Annotated in this window: 18 protein-coding genes; all 18 read right to left on the bottom strand. The window is 38.5% G+C overall.

Annotated elements, in window-relative coordinates:
- Positions 1 to 22: 22 nt before the first annotated feature.
- The 18 genes from PHO70_01775 to PHO70_01690 all read right to left on the bottom strand — a co-directional run bounded on the left by PHO70_01775 (position 23) and on the right by PHO70_01690 (position 19,987).
- A complete protein-coding gene (locus PHO70_01775) occupies positions 23 to 724 on the bottom strand; it encodes a DUF933 domain-containing protein (protein MDD5431702.1) in 702 nt (233 codons plus the stop codon).
- A gap of 41 nt (positions 725 to 765) precedes the next feature.
- Positions 766 to 2,721 (bottom strand): elongation factor G, encoded by a 1,956-nt coding sequence (locus tag PHO70_01770; GenBank protein MDD5431701.1) that lies wholly within the window; start codon positions 2,719 to 2,721, stop codon positions 766 to 768.
- A gap of 142 nt (positions 2,722 to 2,863) precedes the next feature.
- Entirely contained in the window at positions 2,864 to 3,259 is a 396-nt protein-coding gene (locus tag PHO70_01765) for a response regulator (protein ID MDD5431700.1), read from the bottom strand.
- A gap of 659 nt (positions 3,260 to 3,918) precedes the next feature.
- Positions 3,919 to 5,106: a lysine 2,3-aminomutase gene (gene ablA / locus PHO70_01760; GenBank protein MDD5431699.1), complete on the bottom strand. Its 1,188-nt coding sequence runs from the start codon at positions 5,104 to 5,106 to the stop codon at positions 3,919 to 3,921.
- Positions 5,103 to 6,104: an ATP-grasp domain-containing protein gene (locus PHO70_01755; GenBank protein MDD5431698.1), complete on the bottom strand. Its 1,002-nt coding sequence runs from the start codon at positions 6,102 to 6,104 to the stop codon at positions 5,103 to 5,105. Before PHO70_01755 ends, ablA begins: the two co-directional genes overlap by 4 nt.
- A gap of 19 nt (positions 6,105 to 6,123) precedes the next feature.
- On the bottom strand, positions 6,124 to 7,122 hold the full coding sequence (locus PHO70_01750) for an ATP-grasp domain-containing protein (GenBank protein ID MDD5431697.1): 999 nt from the start codon (positions 7,120 to 7,122) through the stop codon (positions 6,124 to 6,126).
- 205 nt (positions 7,123 to 7,327) lie between these two features.
- Positions 7,328 to 8,065: a UPF0280 family protein gene (locus PHO70_01745; GenBank protein MDD5431696.1), complete on the bottom strand. Its 738-nt coding sequence runs from the start codon at positions 8,063 to 8,065 to the stop codon at positions 7,328 to 7,330.
- 1 nt (position 8,066) lies between these two features.
- Complete coding sequence (gene hypE, locus PHO70_01740) at positions 8,067 to 9,077, bottom strand: hydrogenase expression/formation protein HypE (GenBank protein ID MDD5431695.1); 1,011 nt, start codon at positions 9,075 to 9,077, stop codon at positions 8,067 to 8,069.
- Positions 9,074 to 9,700: an HAD family phosphatase gene (locus PHO70_01735; GenBank protein MDD5431694.1), complete on the bottom strand. Its 627-nt coding sequence runs from the start codon at positions 9,698 to 9,700 to the stop codon at positions 9,074 to 9,076. The genes hypE and PHO70_01735 overlap by 4 nt, the downstream gene beginning before the upstream one ends.
- Positions 9,700 to 10,671 carry a PAC2 family protein gene (locus PHO70_01730; protein MDD5431693.1) on the bottom strand — a complete coding sequence of 324 codons (972 nt, stop codon included), beginning with the start codon at positions 10,669 to 10,671 and terminating at the stop codon, positions 9,700 to 9,702. Before PHO70_01730 ends, PHO70_01735 begins: the two co-directional genes overlap by 1 nt.
- Before the next feature lie 17 nt (positions 10,672 to 10,688).
- The gene (locus PHO70_01725; GenBank protein ID MDD5431692.1) at positions 10,689 to 11,831 is read right to left on the bottom strand and encodes a M20 family metallopeptidase; all 1,143 of its coding nucleotides are present in this window, start codon (positions 11,829 to 11,831) and stop codon (positions 10,689 to 10,691) included.
- 3 nt (positions 11,832 to 11,834) lie between these two features.
- Positions 11,835 to 12,542 carry a hypothetical protein gene (locus PHO70_01720; GenBank protein MDD5431691.1) on the bottom strand — a complete coding sequence of 236 codons (708 nt, stop codon included), beginning with the start codon at positions 12,540 to 12,542 and terminating at the stop codon, positions 11,835 to 11,837.
- Positions 12,518 to 13,159, bottom strand: coding sequence for an endonuclease III domain-containing protein (locus PHO70_01715; GenBank protein ID MDD5431690.1), 642 nt, complete (start codon positions 13,157 to 13,159; stop codon positions 12,518 to 12,520). Before PHO70_01715 ends, PHO70_01720 begins: the two co-directional genes overlap by 25 nt.
- Before the next feature lie 49 nt (positions 13,160 to 13,208).
- On the bottom strand, positions 13,209 to 15,167 hold the full coding sequence (locus tag PHO70_01710; GenBank protein MDD5431689.1) for a PilZ domain-containing protein: 1,959 nt from the start codon (positions 15,165 to 15,167) through the stop codon (positions 13,209 to 13,211).
- Positions 15,168 to 15,169: 2 nt separating this feature from the next.
- Positions 15,170 to 17,548, bottom strand: a complete 2,379-nt coding sequence (locus PHO70_01705) for a DUF3857 domain-containing protein (GenBank protein ID MDD5431688.1) — start codon at positions 17,546 to 17,548, stop codon at positions 15,170 to 15,172.
- Positions 17,526 to 18,617, bottom strand: coding sequence for a hydrogenase formation protein HypD (hypD, locus tag PHO70_01700; GenBank protein ID MDD5431687.1), 1,092 nt, complete (start codon positions 18,615 to 18,617; stop codon positions 17,526 to 17,528). The genes PHO70_01705 and hypD overlap by 23 nt, the downstream gene beginning before the upstream one ends.
- Positions 18,604 to 18,813, bottom strand: a complete 210-nt coding sequence (locus PHO70_01695) for a HypC/HybG/HupF family hydrogenase formation chaperone (protein MDD5431686.1) — start codon at positions 18,811 to 18,813, stop codon at positions 18,604 to 18,606. The genes hypD and PHO70_01695 overlap by 14 nt, the downstream gene beginning before the upstream one ends.
- Positions 18,814 to 18,835: 22 nt before the next feature.
- Entirely contained in the window at positions 18,836 to 19,987 is a 1,152-nt protein-coding gene (locus PHO70_01690; GenBank protein ID MDD5431685.1) for an FGGY-family carbohydrate kinase, read from the bottom strand.

Raw genomic sequence — 19,987 nt, 5'->3', positions numbered from 1 at the left:
GCTCCATAACTTATGCCCTCGTTTACTTATTAAAACGAAAGTTTGTTAAATCCGTATCTTGCATTACATAATCTTTTTGCTCAAGGCGTAACTTTCCTGCCTGTTTGGCGCCTGTCTCACCGCCGCAAGAAATAAAATCCGCAAAACTGATTATTTCTGCTCTGATAAAACCCTTCTGGATATCAGAATGTATTGCACCGGCTGCTTCCCAGGCACTTATTCCTTTTCTTATAAGCCATGCTCGGGTCTCTTTCTCGCCAGTGGTAAAAAAACTAATGTAGTTACTCTCTTTAAGTGCTCTGGCTAATAAGGCATCCACATCTTCCAGCTCTTCCTTTTTTACTGCAACCACCGGTTTAATCGTATAGAGTCCATAACCCGATATGACTTTCTTTTCATCTTCGCTTAAAACCACATTTGATGCTAATTCCTCTTTTTCTAAACTATTTTTGAATTTCTCAAGTATTGTTTTTTCTTCAGCTGGAGGATTACGGCTAAGGCGAGTTTCTACAAATTCCAAATCCTTTAAAATTAAATCTGCGCGTGATTCCGCTGCTACTAGAATCGCATCAGCATCTAAAGCTGCATCTTCATCAACTAAATCAACCTGAATGTATGTTTTTTTCTTAGCCTTGGTTATCTTATCAACCTCATCTAAACGATGGTCTTTGATATTACGCTTTCCTAAGGGAATTTCTGCAATTGAAACAATACTGATTTTCATTATTATCCTTCCTTTATAAACTGGTTACTACGATAAGCTGCTTATTCTTCTTGATGCTTTTTGGTGGCCTGATACTGGGCAATAATATTTGAGGCGATTTTATGCGGGACTTCCGCGTAATGAGAAAACCTCATAGTATACATACCTCTGCCGCCTGTCATTGAACGCAAATCATTTGCATAAGTAAACATCTCTGAAAGAGGTATAGTCGCTTTTACAATCTGAGAGTTCCCCCTAACCTCCATACCTGCCATGTGGCCTCTGCGGGAATTAATATCCCCGGAAACCGTTCCCAGATATTCCTCCGGGATAACTATTTCAACATTCATTACCGGCTCAAGGAGCACAGGGCCTGCCTCCTGGACGGCTTTTCTTAAAGCCATTGCACCTGCAATCTGAAAAGCCATATCAGAAGAATCAACTTCATGATAAGATCCGTCAACAAGAGTAACCCGGATGTCCTCAACCGGATAACCTGCAACAGCCCCTTCCAGACAAGCCTGACGCACGCCTTTTTCTACGGATGGCACATAATTTCTCGGGATTGCGCCACCAAAAATCTTGTCTACAAATTCAAAGCCTTTTCCTTTTTCCAAAGGCTGAATTTCAATCCAAACATCTCCATATTGCCCTCGGCCGCCACTTTGACGCTTAAACTTCCCCTGAACCTTAGCAGGCCTTGTAATTGTTTCTTTGTATGAAACCTTGGGAGTACCTAACTCAACCTCAACATTAAATCTCTTCTTAATACGGTTAACCATAACCGCAAGATGCTGGTCGCCAGATCCGGAAATAATAAGTTCCTTGCTCTGCGGGTCGTGCGTAACTTTAAATGTCGGGTCCTCAGCTGTAAGTTTATGCAATGCTTGAGAAATCTTATCTTCGTCCTGCCGTGATTTTGGTTTTACAGAAGCTGATATCGCGGGTTCCGGAAAAACAACCGAATCAAATAATACCTGCTGCTTCTCATCGGCAAGAGAATCATTTGTCAAAGTGTCTTTAAGCTTAGCAATTGCCACTATATCTCCACAAGAAGCACTCTCAACCGGCCTTTGTTCTTTTCCTTGCAAGATATAAACTGAACCTATTCTTTCCTTAAGTTTCCTGTTAACGTTATAAAAAGAGGTATTTGAAGATAGGCTCCCGGAAAAAACCCGCAAAAGCGTTAACTGCCCAACATAAGGGTCAGAAATTGATTTAAAGACAAAAGCTGCAAAAGGGCCATTCTGTTTTAAATCCAGATTAATTTTCTCATCAGGCTTTGCCGGAGTGCTTACTAAGACCTGCGGCCTCTCAGAAGGATTCGGCATATACTGTAGGATATCATCCAATAAATCCGCAATGCCCTTATCAGTTAAAGCAGAACCCACAACTACAGGAAAAAGTTTCCGCTTGATTACTGCCTGTTTAAGGCCATTCTTTAACTCATCCGGAGACAATCTTAATGTTTCCAGATATTTCGTCAAAAGATTGTCATCGCTTTCAGCAATAGCTTCCATTAAATCCGGATCTTCCAAAGTACTTACTATTACGCAACTCTTTGAAAGCGTAGTTTTAAGCTGAGTTAAAACTTTATGTATATCAATCCCTTCCTTATCCACTTTGTTAATAAAAAACATGCAAGGAAGGTTTTGTTCTTCTAAAATCTGCCAAGAGCGTTCAGTGCCAACTTCAACCCCGCTTGCGCCGTCAATAACAATAATTCCACTGTCAACTGCGCGCACCCCAGACATAACTTCCCCGCCGAAATCCGCATATCCGGGTGAATCCACAATCTGAAACCTTGCACCTTTATAATCACAATAGAGAAAACCAGCGTTAATTGAACTTTTTCTCTCTATCTCATCAAAACTATAGTCGCTTACCGTGTTACCTTCTAAAATTGTCCCTTTGCGAGTGGTTGCTTTGCAAAGGTAAAGGATGCTTTCCGCGAGGCTGGTTTTGCCTGATTGGGCGTGTCCCAATAGAATGAAATTGCGCTTATTCTGAATATCCATCTCTTTACTCCTTTGTCTGGTATTGACTTTGGATTATTTAAAAGAAAAACGGATTGATCAAAATTGCTATCATTCAAAAAGCGGTAGTTAGATTATATTACAGCGCAACTTAGGGGTCAAGCAAAATGAACTTAAGCTTACCTTATTTAACACCTCTACCCCAGCGTATTCTTAAGACAGATTCAATCTTAGCTATTAAATCCTCAATCGTTATTGGCTTCTCAATATAACCTTCATCATATAAACTTGTTGCCTGGGTTTTTGCAGCTTCAGTGGATACAGCAGTAAGCATAACAACCGGTATAGAAATAGTGCTTTCATCTTTTTTAAGCCTTTTTAAAATAGTAAACCCATCAGTATCAGGCATTAAGATGTCTAATAAAATAATATCCGGCTTAACTTCTTTAGCTTTTTCCAGGGCTTTATTGGAAATATTTTCAATGAAAACTTCGTACTCCCCCGTAGCTTCAAGGTTAATCTTAGTCATCTTTGTAAAGTCTTTTTCGTCGTCAACAATGAGAACTTTTTTCTTAAGCATATTTTCTCCTTATTAATATAAACCCAAGCATCTACGTATTTCTACGCAAATCTTGGGCTTTGACTATGAAAATACTTATTTGTTTTATTGCTACAGACATAAAACTATACCTTTTTAAAGATAACAATCTTGAATTTAGTTTATAATCTTTTTAATAAAGAGTCAAGTAATTCCTGATGATGAACTAACTCTTTTGAGGCTGTCTTGTCCTAGCATAAAGCGAACTTTGCTTTATGGTTTTCGCTTCCGGCACTGAAGATTTTTGCCGTGCGCTGCGATTTACCACGTCGCTACGGCTTAGCGTTCTTTTATAGCTGTCCTTCGCTCCTCGTAAATCCTTGCGCACTAATGTTTATAGCTGTGCCAAAAATCTTCTAATGTGCCTCCAGCAAAAACCATAAAGCTATAGATAATCTGTTTAAGCGGATGGCTTGGCTTTTGTTTTATCGGGGCCTCCGAGGATGCCGAGCGGGCACGGATGCCCAGCTAAATAGAAAGTAGGCAGAGCGAGGCACCGCAGGGGAGCGAAATTTTGCCTCGCAGGGGCAAAATAAGCGTCCCCGAGAAAACAGAAGACAAGGCAGACGCGGAAGTAAATCAGTTTTCTCTATTGCAGAACAAATAAAAATTGGAAGGAAGAATAAGAAAACTGGTATTTTTTATTCTAGATAGGTATATATCTTGCCTTTGTAATTGCGCAAGACGTATTTGCCTTTTGCCTGTGAAAGGATGTAATTTGGCCCGATTGGAATCTTTCCTCCGCCACCGGGTCCGTCAATAACATAGGTAGGAATTGCGTAACCTGAAGTATGCCCGCGGAGTTTCTCCATTATATTAATCCCGGTTGCAACCGGTGTGCGGAAATGCTGCGTTCCTCTTACAGGGTCGCATTGATATATGTAATAAGGCCTGACCCTAATCTGCAAGAGTTCGTGTACAAGTTTTTTCATAATATATGGCCGGTCATTTATACCTTTTAAAAGGACTGTCTGGCTTCCTAAGGGAATCCCGGCATCAGAAAGCATATCACAGGCCATCTTGCAACGCTTGGTAATTTCTTTGGGATGGTTAAAATGTATACTCATCCAGATAGGAGAATATTTTTTAAGCATGTTAACAAGTTTTTCGGTGACACGCTGAGGAAGAGTTACAGGAACACGCGTTCCTATCCTTAAGAATTCCACATGAGATATTGAACGAATCTTCTGGACTAAATCCTCTAATTCATCATCCTCTAAAATCAGAGGGTCTCCTCCTGAAATAAGCACATCCCTAATTTTGCGATTCTGCCTTATATATTCTATAGCCGCGTCAAATCTGTTTGGAGAATTATGATCCGGATGCCCATTTTCTCCCACGAGCCTTCTTCTTGTGCAATGCCTGCAATACATAGCGCAGTGATCAGTTGCTAATAATAAAACTCTATCCGGGTACCTGTGCACAAGATGAGGCGCCGGAGAATCCCTGTCTTCCGCGCAAGGATCTGTCATTTCATGAGGAGAAACTACAGATTCATCAATAACCGGAACTGCCTGCCTTCTAATTGGGCAAGTTGGATCTTCGGGATCCAAAAGCGTGCCCCAATAAGGAGTGATTGCCATAGACAATCTCCCCTTTGCTTTATCTATACCTTTCTCTTCTTCAGGAGAAAGTTTAATTATCTGGGTTAATTCATCCTTTGTGCGGATTCTATGTTTTAATTGCCAATGCCAATCTTCCCAATCCAAGGGATTAACATCTTTATATAAACCTATTTGCTGATAATCACGCGGCCTTTTAACTGAACGGACTACTGGGGCAGCTTCCTGTAATAATTTTTGATTTTCTACTGCTTCGGTATTGCTCAATTAAGCCTTTTCCTTTCTGAGGCGCTTTTTAATATTGCCTCAATTAAGTCTTCAAATTTTAATCCTGCGGCATAAGCCATAATTGGAAAATTAGACTCTTTGGGATCAAGCCCGGGCAAAGGATTAATTTCTAAAACATAAGGAATGTTATCCTTGCTCAGACGTATATCTGTGCGTGATATATCAAAACAACCGACAGCCCGATGGGTCCTTAAAGCCACTTCCCTTACGCGATTCTCAACTTCTTTATCAAGGCGCGCCGGGCAATGAAAAGTAGGGACTAACCCCAAATCTTTGTTCCCTTGATATTCTTTCATCCTCCAGGAATAAAAAAACTCTCCACTATTTGAGCAATTGGAAAAATCAATCTCTAAAATAGGCAAAACCGTGGTTTTGCCATTTTCAAGGATACCTACGGTTAGCTCTTTACCTTCTATAAACTCCTCAACCAAAGCTTCCTGCTTATAGTCTCTTATTAATTCTTTGGTCTTGTTTAATAATTCCTCTTTAGTCCTTACTACATTGGATTTATTAATGCCTTTTGCAGAACCTTCGCAATTAGGTTTAACTATCAAAGGAAATTTTAAGATAGGGTCTAATTCCTCATTGCCCCTCGAGAAAACTTGGAAATGAGGAGTGGGAATATTTTCTGCTTTTAAGATTTTTTTGGTAAGCGCTTTATTTAAAGCTAAGGCGAGAGAAAAAGTATTAGAGCCGGTGTAGGGGATATCCAAATAATCCAATATCGCAGGGACTTCTGATTCACGGAACTTACCACATGTCCCTTCCGCTATATTAAAAACCATGTCAACGCGGTTTTTTCTAAAATAAGAAAATAACTTCGGGTATTCTACGTCAATCGCATCAACGCTATGGCCTTTATTTTTCATAGCCTGGATAATAGCATTGACAGTTTCTTCAGAATCAAATTCCGAGAAATAATCCACCGGTTTTGATTCGTCCTTCTTTTTAAGATTGTACGTCAGGGCGATTTTCACCCCGAGGCTCCTTTTATAATTAGTTAAGGCTGTTTCTGATTAAAGCAGCCTTTAAAATTCTTCCGATTATTTCTTCGTAAGTAATGCCGATAGTCTCTGCCACCAATTTAAACACATCTTCTGTGGACAAAGACGGTAAAGGATTTATCTCTAAAACATAAGGGTTGCCTTCATTATCAACCCTAAAATCAACTCTTCCAAAATCACGGCAATCTACAGCTTTATAAGTCTTAATAGCGAGTTCTTTTATTTTATTGCTTAAATCACTGGAAATTTTTGCAGGGCATATATACTCAAGCCTGTCAGACTGGATACGCGTAAAAGTATAAAATTTATCATTCAATTTCAGTCGTCCGTCTATCTTAATCTGTACGACAGGCAGGGCTTCAGGATTCTCATTACCGATAATGGCAACCGTAAACTCCTGCCCGGAAATAAACTCCTCAACCAAAGCCGGCTGTTTATAGGTATTTACTATGTAGCTGACTTGTTTCGCAAGATCTTCTTTATTTTCAACACGGGAATTATCACTTAAACCCTTAGAAGAGCCTTCGAACCTGGGCTTTACGATTAACGGAAATTTGCAGTGATCGGTATTGATTAATTCTTCAACCGAGCTGACAGTGAAGAATTTTGGGGTAGGGATTTTATCGGCGATAAAAATCTTTTTCGCCATAATTTTATCAAGAGTCAACCCCAGAGTCAAAGCATCTGCCCCAACAAATGGAACATTGGCCATCTCTAATATTATCGGGACCTGAGATTCCCTATTTCTGCCTTCTAAGCCTTCTGAGATATTAAAAACAATGTCAACGCCAAGATTCTCTATCTTTTCAAGCAGGTTTGTGACATTACCAATCTTTTTTACTTTAAAATCATTGGATCTTATCGCATCCGCGATAACATCAATAGTGGTTGGATGGTCAAATTCAGCATTAGCATCAGGCGGATCGCCTGCTTTAAACTCGTAATCTGATTTTAAATCGTATGTTAAACCTACAGTTTTCATATAATTCATAAAAAAAGGCTCTTTCCTTTTCCTTAAGAGCCTTTACCTTTTTCCTGGTTTTCCAATTTTATTAATTTACCCTCCAAATAAAATCACTAACAATGTATTTATAGTAAATTTTTATCACAATATACAGCCTATGTCAAGTAATTTTTAATTTTTAAAGGTTTTTTTAATTTTAATTTTACCGACGAGGAAAGAAAAAAATAGGGGCCTATTTGACAAATTCAACCTTGCCCCAGCTTACGAGGTTATTTTTTAGGATAATTACTACCCCAATAACGCCTTTTATCTTGCGTGCAAAGTCCAAAGCCTTTTGAAGATCGTTCTTTGATTGCACAATATTGGCAGTTGCGGTAGCCACGGCATCAGCTAATGAGGAATTTTTTGAAAGAATAATTACGCTATCGGCACAACCAAAACTTAAAGAATGCCCTATAGTCCCGGATGAAGTACAAACGCTAATTGGAGTGTCTTTCGCGTTTATTTTAATAGACAACCTATTCCATAATTTTGACTTTCCAGCGTAAATCCCGATTTTTCTGGCCTTGGTTGTTTTTAAAAAGATGTCTCCTCCATTCTCAATAATAACATCTTTATATTTCTTCTTTAATAAATCATTTCCTAAGAAGCCTGCGATAGCCCCGGCTACTGATGCCATTGGCCCGACATTGGCTTTTGTCGCCTCCCTGCTCATATCCCTTACAATCTCAGGGGCATTTATTTCCACAGATAAAGGTTTTAATGCTGTCAGGAATCGATGGTCTTTGCTTATATATTTTTCAATATCCCAGCGATAAGAAAAAATTCTTTGCTCTATATAATTCTTATCTAAAGGCTTGTTGGTAAGAATATACAAATCTGTTTCTTTGGCAGCAATCCTGGTTAAATATAAATCCTTGGCCTTCACCCAATCCCTGTAAAACCTTCTTTGAAAACTATCGGTTTTCATATTAACAAATCCTTGGCAGCGCTTCGGCGTTTAACATATCAATAATCCGCTTTGTATTTAAGACGGTGTTTAATACTACTTTTGACTTCGGATTATTTACTACTTCTCCGATTACTGCAGCATTTTTCCCAAGTGGATGCTTCTTTAATTGCCTTACGATATTTTCTTGGGTTCCATCTTCGGCGATAATCACAGCCAGGCCTTCATTAGCAACATACAAAGGATCAATCCCAAGCAATTCACAAGCTGCTTTTACTTTTTTATCAATTGCTATATTCTTTTCATTAATAACAATGCCCTTGCCGGTCTGTTGGGAGATTTCATTGAGGGTTGTGGCTAACCCTCCCCGGGTTGGATCACGCATAAACTTTATGGAATCATCCTTCTTAAGCAAAGGAATAATTAAACCATTCAAACAAGCACAATCGCTTTTTATATTAAAACCTAAATTTAATTCATTTCTTTTTGCCAAAACCGCAAGGCCATGTTGGGCGATCTTACCGGTTAAAATAACCTTATCCCCTGCTTTAATATTTCTATAAGATAAAGGCTTTTTGTTAACTGTCAAACCTATCCCAGAGGTATTAATAAAAATCTTATCTGCTGCCCCTTTTTCAACAACTTTTAAATCTCCAGCTGCAACACTTACTTTTGACAAACGGCAAGCCAAAGAAACAGAATTAATTATTTTTTCCAATAAACCTTTATCAAAACCTTCTTCAATAATCAGGGCTAAAGAGATATATTTTGGCTCAGCCCCCTGCATTACCAGGTCATTGATTGTGCCGCAAACCGAAAGCTTCCCTATATCTGCGCCGGAGAATTCTAAAGGATAAACCACAAAAGAATCAGTAGTAAAAGCAATTGTTTCTTTAAACTTTATCAAAGCGCTATCTGTCAACTCGTTTAAAATCGGATTTCCCAATTTTTTAAGCAGTAAATCTTTAACAAGCCCGTGCATTAATTTACCGCCTGCACCATGGGAAAGCAGAATTTTATTCTCCTTGATCATATACTTACACCCTGGCTCTCAAGATCGGCCCTAAGCTGAAAAACATCTTTAAAAACAAAGCTTCTTAAACCTATCTTCTTTGCACTTTCAATTAATTCAATCCTATCATCCGTATAAAAGATATCTTCCGCGCCTACTCCTAATTCTTTAATAACTTTCCTGTAAATTTCTTCATCCGGCTTGACAAAACCTAGCTCACAAGAAGTAAATACGTTATGGAAAACATTAAATACCGGGAATTTGCTTTTTAAATACTCGTAGTGCAAAACGTTGATATTGGATAAAAGCGCAACCAAATAATTATCCCTTAACTTATTTGCCAAAGAGTAGACCTGCCTGTTTTTTAAACTAAGGAAGAAAATCTCATTCCATATAGGCACAAATGATTCGTAGCTTATGTTTGCATTAAGGCTTTTCTTTACTTCCTTAAAAAAATCAAGAGAGGAAATCTTTCCAGCCTCAAACTTAGTCGTAATTTGAGAGGCAAAAAAGAGGTCAAAAATCTCTTTTGGCGTCTTATCGCAAAAACAGGAAATCCTTTTAGCGGCTATCGTATGGTCAAAATCAACCAGAACATTGCCTAAGTCAAAAAGGACTGCTTTTACTTGGGAAGGCTTACGCATTAATTATCTTTATCTTTCTTTTTCCTGAATAGATCAAGAAATTTATCCTCATATTCTTTATAAACATTCCATTTGTCTAATTCCAGCTTTAATTCATTGGCTCTGGAAATATCGTTTTTAGCTTCTTCAAACATCTTATCTATCCTATCTTTAACCGAGACAGGCAACTTAGTAAGCTGGCTTAAGGTTTTCTTAATCTTCTCAATCTCCTCTTCTCCGATAGGGGCAATTTGGTTTCCGGTCCCAAGTTTAAGATAATCCAAAAGCTTGTTAATTTCCGCTTCCATATTGTGGCCCTGTTGAGCTAACTCGCTTACATCAATTTCTATATTTAAAATTTTAATAAGCGAACTTAATACAGCGTGAGAAGCTTTAGGGTTTTCGATCTGGATAGTATAAAGAGGTATTTCTCCTAAAAGGCAAAAGCCTTTTAAGCCTTCTTTTTTAGCAAGGCCTAAAAATAAACCATTCATACCGCTGATCTGGCCTTCAGTAAGAAGGCTTAAGTTAAATTTTTTCAAAGCCTCTCTTAATTCGGGGTCCGTTGCTGCAAACCAAACCGTAGGTTCCTGTGTGTGATCAATTGCCTGAGGCATAGATGCAAAACCAACCACCATTTCGGCATGAAAGCTTTTGGCAACTTGGACTATTTTCTTAGAATACTCCTTGGCATTAACCAAATCCGGCTGAGCATTGCTTAGGAAAATTATCAGGTCATTCTTCCCTGCCTTATTCTTCCAAAAATAAAACTTGCTTTGAGGAAGCTCCGGAATATCCAAAACTCCGTTTTGAATCACACTGCCCGTTAGATAAAAAAAGTTTTCGGAAGGAATTGATGCAAACTCCTCTGCTTTTAACTTTTCAATTAAATAACTTGCTGCCTTAAAAGCAACTTCTCCCATCCCGGGCCAGGCAGTAATAATATAGGGCTTTTTAAGGCGTGGCTTCTTTTTAAATTTAATCTCTTCCATAAATCCTCTACTTTCTCTTAAGTTGCACTAGATTTGTTAAACTTGAAATTAAGCAAAAACTCTTTTAAAACTAAAGCACCTTTGTATAAATTCTCAACCTTAACGTATTCATCGGCGATATGGGCACAACCCAAAGAACCAAAACCTGTAGCTATTGAAGGGATATCCTGTGCATCAAAAAAAGAAATGGTTGTCGCTCCCTCCGAACCTTTAAGAGCAGGCCGGATTCCGGCACTACGCATCGCCGAACAGAGTTGCGAAACAAGATAATGTTTTTCATTTATTATAAATGGCTCCTGGATTCCTTCAACTTCAATCTCAAAATTCGGATTGTATTTCTTTACAAGTGCCTTTATATCGCGCAGCACCCTTGAGGAAGACTCTCCCGGCAAGAAACGTATGTCTAATTCAAATTCACAAGAATCAGCCACCACATTAACTTTATCTCCACCTTTTATTGTCCCAAAATTTATTGTGGGAGCGCGTAAATATTTATTTTTGGTAACACAAAATTTGTATTCTCTCAATTTATCTGCTATATCAACAATCTTCTCAATTGCATTTACGCCTAACCATGGATAAGCGCCGTGGGCTTTTTTCCCTTTTAGCTTTATTTTAAGATGCATGAGGCCCTTTTGTGCAACGACAATATGGAAATCATCAGCATCAAGGACAACAGCCGCATCAGCCCTAAGGATTTTTTTCTTTAAAAGAGGCTCCAAGCCCAAAACAGACCCGCTTTCTTCATCCGCAGTTGCGGCAAAAATCAGATTATAATTTAAGGCTCTCTTGTCTTCAATAATACTCCTTATCACCTCAAGGCTAATCGCCAAATTACATTTACAATCAGTAGCCCCCAAGCCATAAAGCCGGCCATCTTTTATCTTGGCTTTAAACGGGTCAAGCGTCCAATTTTTTCCCGCTGGGACAGTATCTAAATGCGGAGTGATAAGCAAAGAATGTTCAGAGTTTTTGTTTTCTAAAACCGAAATAATATTCGGGCGGTTTCTTTCAAACTCACAGATATTTGTTTTCAACCCTAAGTTATTAAGGTATTCTTCAACAAACCCGGCAATCTCAACTTCATTTCCATTGGGATTCTCGGATTTTATCCTGATTAATCGCTGAGTAAGTTGTATAAGGCCTGTTTTATTTATCATTTGTTAAAAACTATAATTTATGCTTACCGCCAGTGCATCACTATCAAAACTTGAACCTTCCATATTTAACCAAATCTTATTAGTAAGCGGAAGGTCAAAACCATAAATAAACCCAATATCCTTTGTCATATCCGACATTACACGTTTCCTGTCACCATTAACTTTATGGATATAATCAACCCTAGACCATCTTGTCCCCAAGTAAGGAGTGATCCTTTTAAAACTATAACTTCCCAATAACGACCATTGCCAATCATCTAAAATCGCCTGATGCTTTGTATCTCCGATATGCGTGCTTTTAGGATGAACGCTTATATGTTGAAAACCTAAGACAGACCTAAAGTTGTTTTTGTCTAAAAATTTAACCCGTAAACCATAGCCTCCGGCAAAGCTGGTTGTGTAATCTATTTCATCGCTTCCTACGGGATGTTGCTTAATATTCCCGGCGCCCGCTTTTAAATCTATAGAAAGCCAGTTAAAAACTCCATAAGACATTCCGTAAAACTGCTGCTGAGAACGAAGCTTTCCTAAATTATTCTCCTGATATCTTTTAAAAAGGCTGTATGACTCAAATTCAGCAAAGAATTTATTCCGCCCGGGTAGCTTAGTCCCGTAACAAGGAGCTGCATAGGCTGAAGAACAAAGCATTGTCAGCACAAACAACGCGCTTAAGAAGAAAATTGTATTTAATTTAATCCTTTCAACGGGCATTCGTTGCACCTCCTCTTAGATTTAAGACAATACTCTTTTGCAAGCCTGACTAATAAAGCGTGAAACTCATTAAAAAGCTTCTTCTCGCAGTGCAAATTATTCATTAATAAATCCTGGACCTGATGGTAAGGAGCATTTTCTTCTATAATTTTATGCCTTGAGAGAATTCTCTTTGTGTAGGCATCAACAACAAAGACTGGTTTTCCCAAAGCATAAAGAAGGATTGAATCTGCTGTTTCCGGGCCGATCCCATTTACACCAAGCAGCGCTTTACGCAAATCCTTAGGTTTGCCCAAAGACATTCTTTCAATGCTTCCATTATAATTTTTAAACAAAAATATCAAGAAATTTTTTAACCGCTTTGACTTAATATTGTAATAGCCTGACGGCCTGATTAAGGCGGCTAATTTCTTCTCGGAGATCTTTTTAATCCCCTGCGGAGTCAAAACTTTTTCTTTTTTAAGGTTTTCTATAGCCCGTGAGACATTCTGCCAAGAAGTATTTTGCGTAAGGATGGCCCCGATAATTACTTCAAACGGGCTTTCAGCAGGCCACCAATTCTGAGCGCCAAAACAAGAGTATAATTTCTTATATATTAAATTTAGCTTCTGTTTCAATTTAAAAACCAAATTGTATTAAACCTAAGATTAATCGAAGAGATAAAACTTATTCCCTTAATTCCAGAGGATTATAATTATAATAGGCAAAAAGCGTATAAGCAGTCCCTGAAACGGATCCTGTATATTTCCCGCTCGGAGTCATCCAACCATGCCCGGTATCAATAAATTCTTCTGTTGCATAAGGCAAACAGCCTTCCCCCTGCCCCGATGGAGAAGGGCTTGATATAATCATATTGGTCAGGCCGACCAAATACTCGTCTGCTTTTAATCCGTAAGCCCGGGACTTAGCAATCATAGACTTTTTATAATAATATTCCGACATTATTTTAAAAGAAATTACCATCTGTGCTGTCCATTCCGAAGAAATAACCCCTCCTCTGGCCAAATGTTTTTCAGGCGCAAAATCAAATCCTTTTATCTGTACTTTTTGCCCATTCGGACGGGTATAATCCGCAGTAACCAAACAACTCTTCTCGGCAAATTCAAGAATCCTGTCCGGGTTCATTCCAGCTTCCATTAATTTATCAGGGCCGATTGCAGCAATAGACCAGGCATAAGTATCGGTAGCGATAGTAGAATCGCCTTTTCCGCGTTTTACAGGAAGATCCTCTTTATCATATGTATTCTTTACCAACCAATTTAACGTCTTATCCCTTGCCTTAAGATAAATGTCTTTACTGGTGACCTTGTAAAGCATATTAAAGAAAGCATATGCATCAAGGTTATGTTCCGTAGAATACCACTGGGTGTTCGGCCCTCCGCGAATACCACCATCCGGATCAAGCGCTTGCAGGGCAATTATCTTTGAGGCAATTTCTTCTGCCAAAGAAAGGTATCTTGTATCATTTGATTTTTTCGTATATTGAAGAAAGGCTACTCCCAGCCAGATATTCGGCCCGCAATGAATCGTGAATTCTGCAGGTAGCCCGTCATTTACATAATAAGCATTGTAGAATAATCCGTTTTCTCTTTGGGCTTTCTTAGCAAAGAAGTCAAGGTTTTTCCTACACCTTGCAAAATCAGAAAAATAAGTAAATGCCTGGGAGGCAAGCGACTGGTCATAAATAAAAGCCCATTTAGCGATATCTTTGCTTCCTTCAAAACTCGCTACTAAACCCGTGCGCAGGCTCTGATGGATTTTAAGCCACTGATACATTTTATCAAAGTTCTCTTTCACTAAGATTGCCTTTCTTTTATCAAGATGCAAAAGATCTTCTGTAATATCATTTTCTTTATGTTGTACAGAAACCAATTGTTCAAGCAATGCATTCTTTTCTTTGGTCAATTTATCTACTTGCTCGCTTAAATCCTGCGTCTCTCTTACTTTTATCAGGTCTTCTAATTTAAGGCTATTGACGGAAGGCTTACCCTTTTCTTCAACTGATTTAATCTGTAATTCCAAGGCTTGAATCTTAGTCTGTAAATCTTCTCTCTCTTTGCTAAAGATTTTTACTTTTTGTTTGGCTACGCTGGATTCCTGGACGATCTTTACCAATTGTTCTACTAAGCTTTTATTGCCGTTAATTAATTTCGCGCTTACATAGCTATTTAGTGCCAAGCCGAGGCCTAAAAGAATAATCAAGGACAATGACACAGGGACAAAAAATTGCTTAAGCCGGGCATAACGCAAAATCTTATTATTTTGCTTGGCGTTTATCTCTTCATAACTTAAGCCGATTTGATATTTATTAGGGCTTCCGGGGACATCGCTCATCCATGCAACTTTAGCCAGAGCATTCACCGGCCTTTTTATAACGGGTAATTCAATTTCTAACGATAATTTTGCTTCGCGATTCCTTAAAAGCTTAACCCATTGGGGATCAAAATTGTTTACGGATAAACAGATCCCGCCCTTGCTTATGTTATTAGTGTAACCCTGGAGCCAACCGGAGATAAACTTACTTCTATCTGCGCTTTCAAGACGGAATTGCACAGGGAAAACCGTATCAAGACGAATATATTGGCGGCGTTCGATTCCGGAAGCAGCATTGGGTTTTTCTGGCATTATTATTTCTTTCTCTCCAGCACTATTCTCTGTTTGACTTGGAGCGCAAGCTTCTGAAAAAATTTCTTAAAATCCGGATATTCATCTACAGAGATTTTGGTTCTTTTCAACTCAACAACTTGCTTAAAATAAAGCTTGTTATCCTTTTGGCTATAGCTCACATTTAAGCTTAGCCAGGGGCTATCTTCAACAACTCCCTCAGGCATATATTTTATCACATAATTGGCAGGAAATGCAACTTCCAAATAGGTTTCTTTAGTATCAAGAAAATCAAAGTCAATCGCATATTTACGGCTGTCTTTTGCTACCAAGCTCGTGTCTAAATTTGCCAATTGGGGCATAATCCTCAAAGGCCCTGCTTCAGTAAAATACTCCGGACCGGAAAATGAATAAGTTAATACTACGGGCTTATTCAAATCATCCAAATTCTTAATCTGATATCCGGATAATTTAGAACCAATTGAAACCGACTGGATTTTTTCTTTTAAAGTCGCCTCTATCAATTCCGGCTGGGTATACAATAACCAGTAGCGCTGGGATTGATCGTAAACCCCTTCGGCTAATATTTCTTTTTGCGCAGAAATTGACTCATCAACATTAACCTTAATATTCAGAGTCTGTTTATTTAGGTTATGCCCACCGGAATAAAGAGGAGTTTCAATTATCTTATAACCATCTTCCTTAAAGATTATAACTCTTCTCTCCTGGTCCGATGGCGGCAAATCGCCGAAGGCGCAGGTCTCAGCAGTGGGATCCATAAAAATTATTTTATCATTTAAGAAAACGCAAGCAATGGCATGGTTAAATAACATAGAAGGAAAATCTTCATTTAAATTATAATCCTCTTTGGTAGCGATTAAAACTGGGCTTGCGGAAATATCAGCAAGTTTTAACATCGTGGTAAGCAGTATTGCTTTATCTTTGCAATCCCCATACTTATTCCTGAAACAAACCTCGGCTTTATGCGGTTCGAAACCTGCCTGCCCATATTCAACCGCCACATAACGGACCTTTTGAGCGCAGTAGTTATAAATTGCTCGGATTTTTTCCTCAGGAGTTGTTTTGTTTTTAATTAACTCCGCAACCTTTGATTTGATCTCATCGTTGGCTACAATCTTATCTTTTGCTAAAGACCACCACCATTTATATAATTCATCCCAGCTTTCAAACGTAGACAAAAGTAACGCAGGATTAATCTCCACAGCTGGCGGCATATTTGACTCCGGAACAATCTGCGGAAGGCTCTTAAAATTCCAGTCGTATATCTTAAATCCTTCCTTTTCAGTTACTAAAGGGTTTAAATTAGCTCCTGAATCATTGTATTTTTCATTAAGAATCTTGATATTGAGTTTTCTTTCTTTTGGTATGCGTAAATTAAAGGCTGCGTTAATAATCGGGTCTTTTGCTTTTAAAGAATAGGCGAGGACAAAATCTTTTTTATTCACCAACTGGTTGCGATAAATCTTTACTTTATATTCAATGACAGCTCCCTCAACAACTTCCGGAAAAGAAATAATGTATACTCGCGCATTGCTATAAAGCGGAAAGTTCAGGTATTTTGACACATCGCGGATATGGCGGGAGCCAACTTCCGTAATTACCCCGTCGGGTTTAATAGTCCTGGCGTATTCTAATTCAACTTTCTCAAAAGTAGAATCATACTCAATCTGGGTCTCGGAATAATCCTCTTTTCCCCGTTCATTTAGAATCTTTACTGCGTAATGCATCTGGGAAACCTGTGTGTTCTGCTGTGTCACTTCAATTGACTCATCTGCCAATAAAACCAAGGCTCCTGCCTGAGGGTATTCATTTAAGCCGGGGCTTTCTTTAATTAAATTAAAAATCCTTTGGCTTACTTCCTTAATATTGGTAAGATTGGCTTGCTTTTCAATTAGATCAATCCTCTTCTTTGCCAAAGAGGCGAACGGCCCATCGTTTATCTTGCGATAAACATTAACAGCCTGCTCAAAAAGGTTTAATTTTTCACATGTTAAACCTTGATAATAAATATATTCGTTATCACTTATAGCCTCACGATTAAAAACATCCAACGCATCCACGAAATTCCCCAGCCTGAAATAAGAAATAGCAATAAGTTTTTTTGCTTCCTGGGCTTTGGAATTTTTTAGTTGGGCAAGTGCTGATTCAAAATCTCCATGAGAATAATAGACCCTTCCTAACTCAAGATAAAGGCTATCAGGCGCCTTGTTAGAGTTTATTTTCTTCTTATACTGTTCCAGCGCCGAGTTATAATATGCCTCTGATTTACGAATATCATCTTGTGCTTTTTCTAAATCATCTGCCTTCTGAGCGCATCCGGAAACAAACAAAAATACAATAAGTAAAATCAAACTCTGCCTAATGGTATTTATAATACGCATTACACGCTCCTTCGTTACTAACCATGCATGGCCCATAAGGATTTTCCGGAGTGCAAAGCCTTCTAAACAATCTACACTCATCGGGCTGGATCTTCCCTTTAAGTACATCACCGCATCTGCATCTTGTTTTTTTATGCCCTGATTTCTCTATGCAAGTCTTTAATGAAAAATGCTTATCCGCATCAAAACAAGATAATTCTTTTCTGACTTCTAAACCGCTTCCGGGGATTATTCCTAAGCCGCGCCAGGAAGAATCTTTTATTGTAAAAACTCTTTTTATTATACCGAGAGCGCGCTTATTACCCAGGGAAGTTACTACCCGGGAATATTGGTTTAAAACTTTTGCTTTTTTTCTTACTTTCTGCTGCACAAGAAGATAAATTCCTTCTAAAATATCCAAAGGCTCAAAACCGGCAATACAACAGCCAATTTTATACTTTCTGGGGATAAACTCATAAGCGTTAGTTCCGATTATAGCAGAAACATGCCCCGGGCACAAGAAACCATCAATCTCAACCGATTTATCTTTCATAAGAAAATCCAAAGCGGGCGGGATAAGCTTTAATGAATTTAGAAAATAAATATTCTTTAACTTTTCTTTTTTAGCCAAAAGTATACTGATAGCTATTGTTGGGATAGTAGTTTCAAAACCAACGCCTAAGAAAACTATTTTTTTATCCGGATTGTTTTTGGCTAATTGCAGGCTGTCTAAAGGAGAATAAACTGCCCTGACATTGCCGAAACGTGCCCTTTCTTTTTCAAGGGTTGAGCTTGTCCCGGGGATGCGTATCATATCTCCAAAGGTAGCAATGATTACATCTTTATTCTTTACCAGGGACAGCGCTTTATCAATATATTCCTGCGGGCTGACGCAAACAGGGCAACCGGGGCCGGAGATTAATTTTAAACTCTGAGGCAAAATCTTATCCAGGCCGAACCTGAAGAAATTATGAGTATGCGTGCCGCAAACCTCCATCAACCTTATCCCTGAAAGAGGCATTATCTCTTTTATCTTTTTGGAAAGAACGCCTGCTAATTTTTTGTTACGGTATTCATCAATGTATTTCATACAAAATCCTTAACGTTTCTTTTGCCCGAGCCTTATCAATTTTTTGAATTGCAAAACCGGCATGCACTAAAACAAAATCGCCTTCTTTAATTCCGCTGACCATTTCAATATTCACCTGGCGAAGCAATCCAGCTGCATCTACTTGGGCAAATGCGCCGTTAATTTTTTTAACCTTCATTGGAACTGCTAAACACATATTCTACCCCTTGAACACAAGTTCACACCCGAACCTTCCGATAGGTTCGGGTGTTAAAGTTAGCTACCACAGCCTGCCCCAAAGAAACACTCGAATCATTACAAGAAAGCTTCTTATGGGTTAAAACAGTAAACCCTAAAGACTTAAGACAATCCTTACTTAAGCCTAACAAGAGTTTGTTTTGAAAAACACCTCCCGACAAAACAATAGTATTAATTTTTCGGGTTTTTCTTATTCTCAAACAAATATCATTAATCGCATTGGCAACGGCTAAATGAAAACAATAGGCGATCTCTGCTTTTGGCCTTTTATTTTTTAAATCAGCCACTGCTGCCCTAAACAACGGGCTTGGGTCTATGATAAACATACCTGCATTTTCCTTAATACCAAATTGATATGTTTTCTGGCTTGTAACATTTGCCCTCGTAGCAAGTTTTTCTAACTCAATTGGAAGCTGGGCTTCATAAGAAGCATTATATTTTACTAATACTAAACTTGCAAATGCATCAAATAGCCGGCCCATACTGCTTGTTAAGGGAGTATTAAAACTAACTGATTCCATTTCTTTTAAGATGTGCCACTTGATCTTGTCTACTCCTTTAGTAAAATCAATTTTTAGCTTTAGAAAGCTACCCCCATAAATAGAATTTAACCAGGCAGCCGCAATACGCCAAGGCTCGAGTATCGCCTTTTCCCCTCCTAAAAGTTTTATCTTTTTTAAATGAGCAATTCTTACGCTAGTTTTGTAGTTACAGATTAAAAATTCGGCACCCCAAATAGTATTATCAAATCCTAACCCCGACCCATCAAACGCAACTCCAATTACCTGTTCGTTCTTTAGCCCATTTTCCGCCATACATGCGGCAATATGAGCATGATGATGCTGGATAGCAATGCCGCCATTAAAAGCATTATTCAAACTTGATGCGTAACTGGTAGACTGATAATCGGGATGAAGGTCAAAAGCTAAAACCTTGGGTTTTTTATTAAGAAAATATTTGGCATCTTTTTCAAAAAGCAAAAAATCATCTAAATTGTTAAGGTCGTCATGGATTCTACTTATAAGAGCGAAATTGCCTTTAGCAAAACAAAGCGTATTCTTTGCCTGCGAACCAAATGATAGAACCGGTTTCTTGACTTTAAAAGGAAGCTTGATTTTATTGGTTAATTTCAT

The sequence above is a fragment of the Candidatus Omnitrophota bacterium genome (assembly GCA_028715415.1).
GTDB lineage: Bacteria > Omnitrophota > Gorgyraeia > Gygaellales > Profunditerraquicolaceae > JAQURX01.
This window is presented reverse-complemented; position numbering and strand designations above follow the sequence as displayed.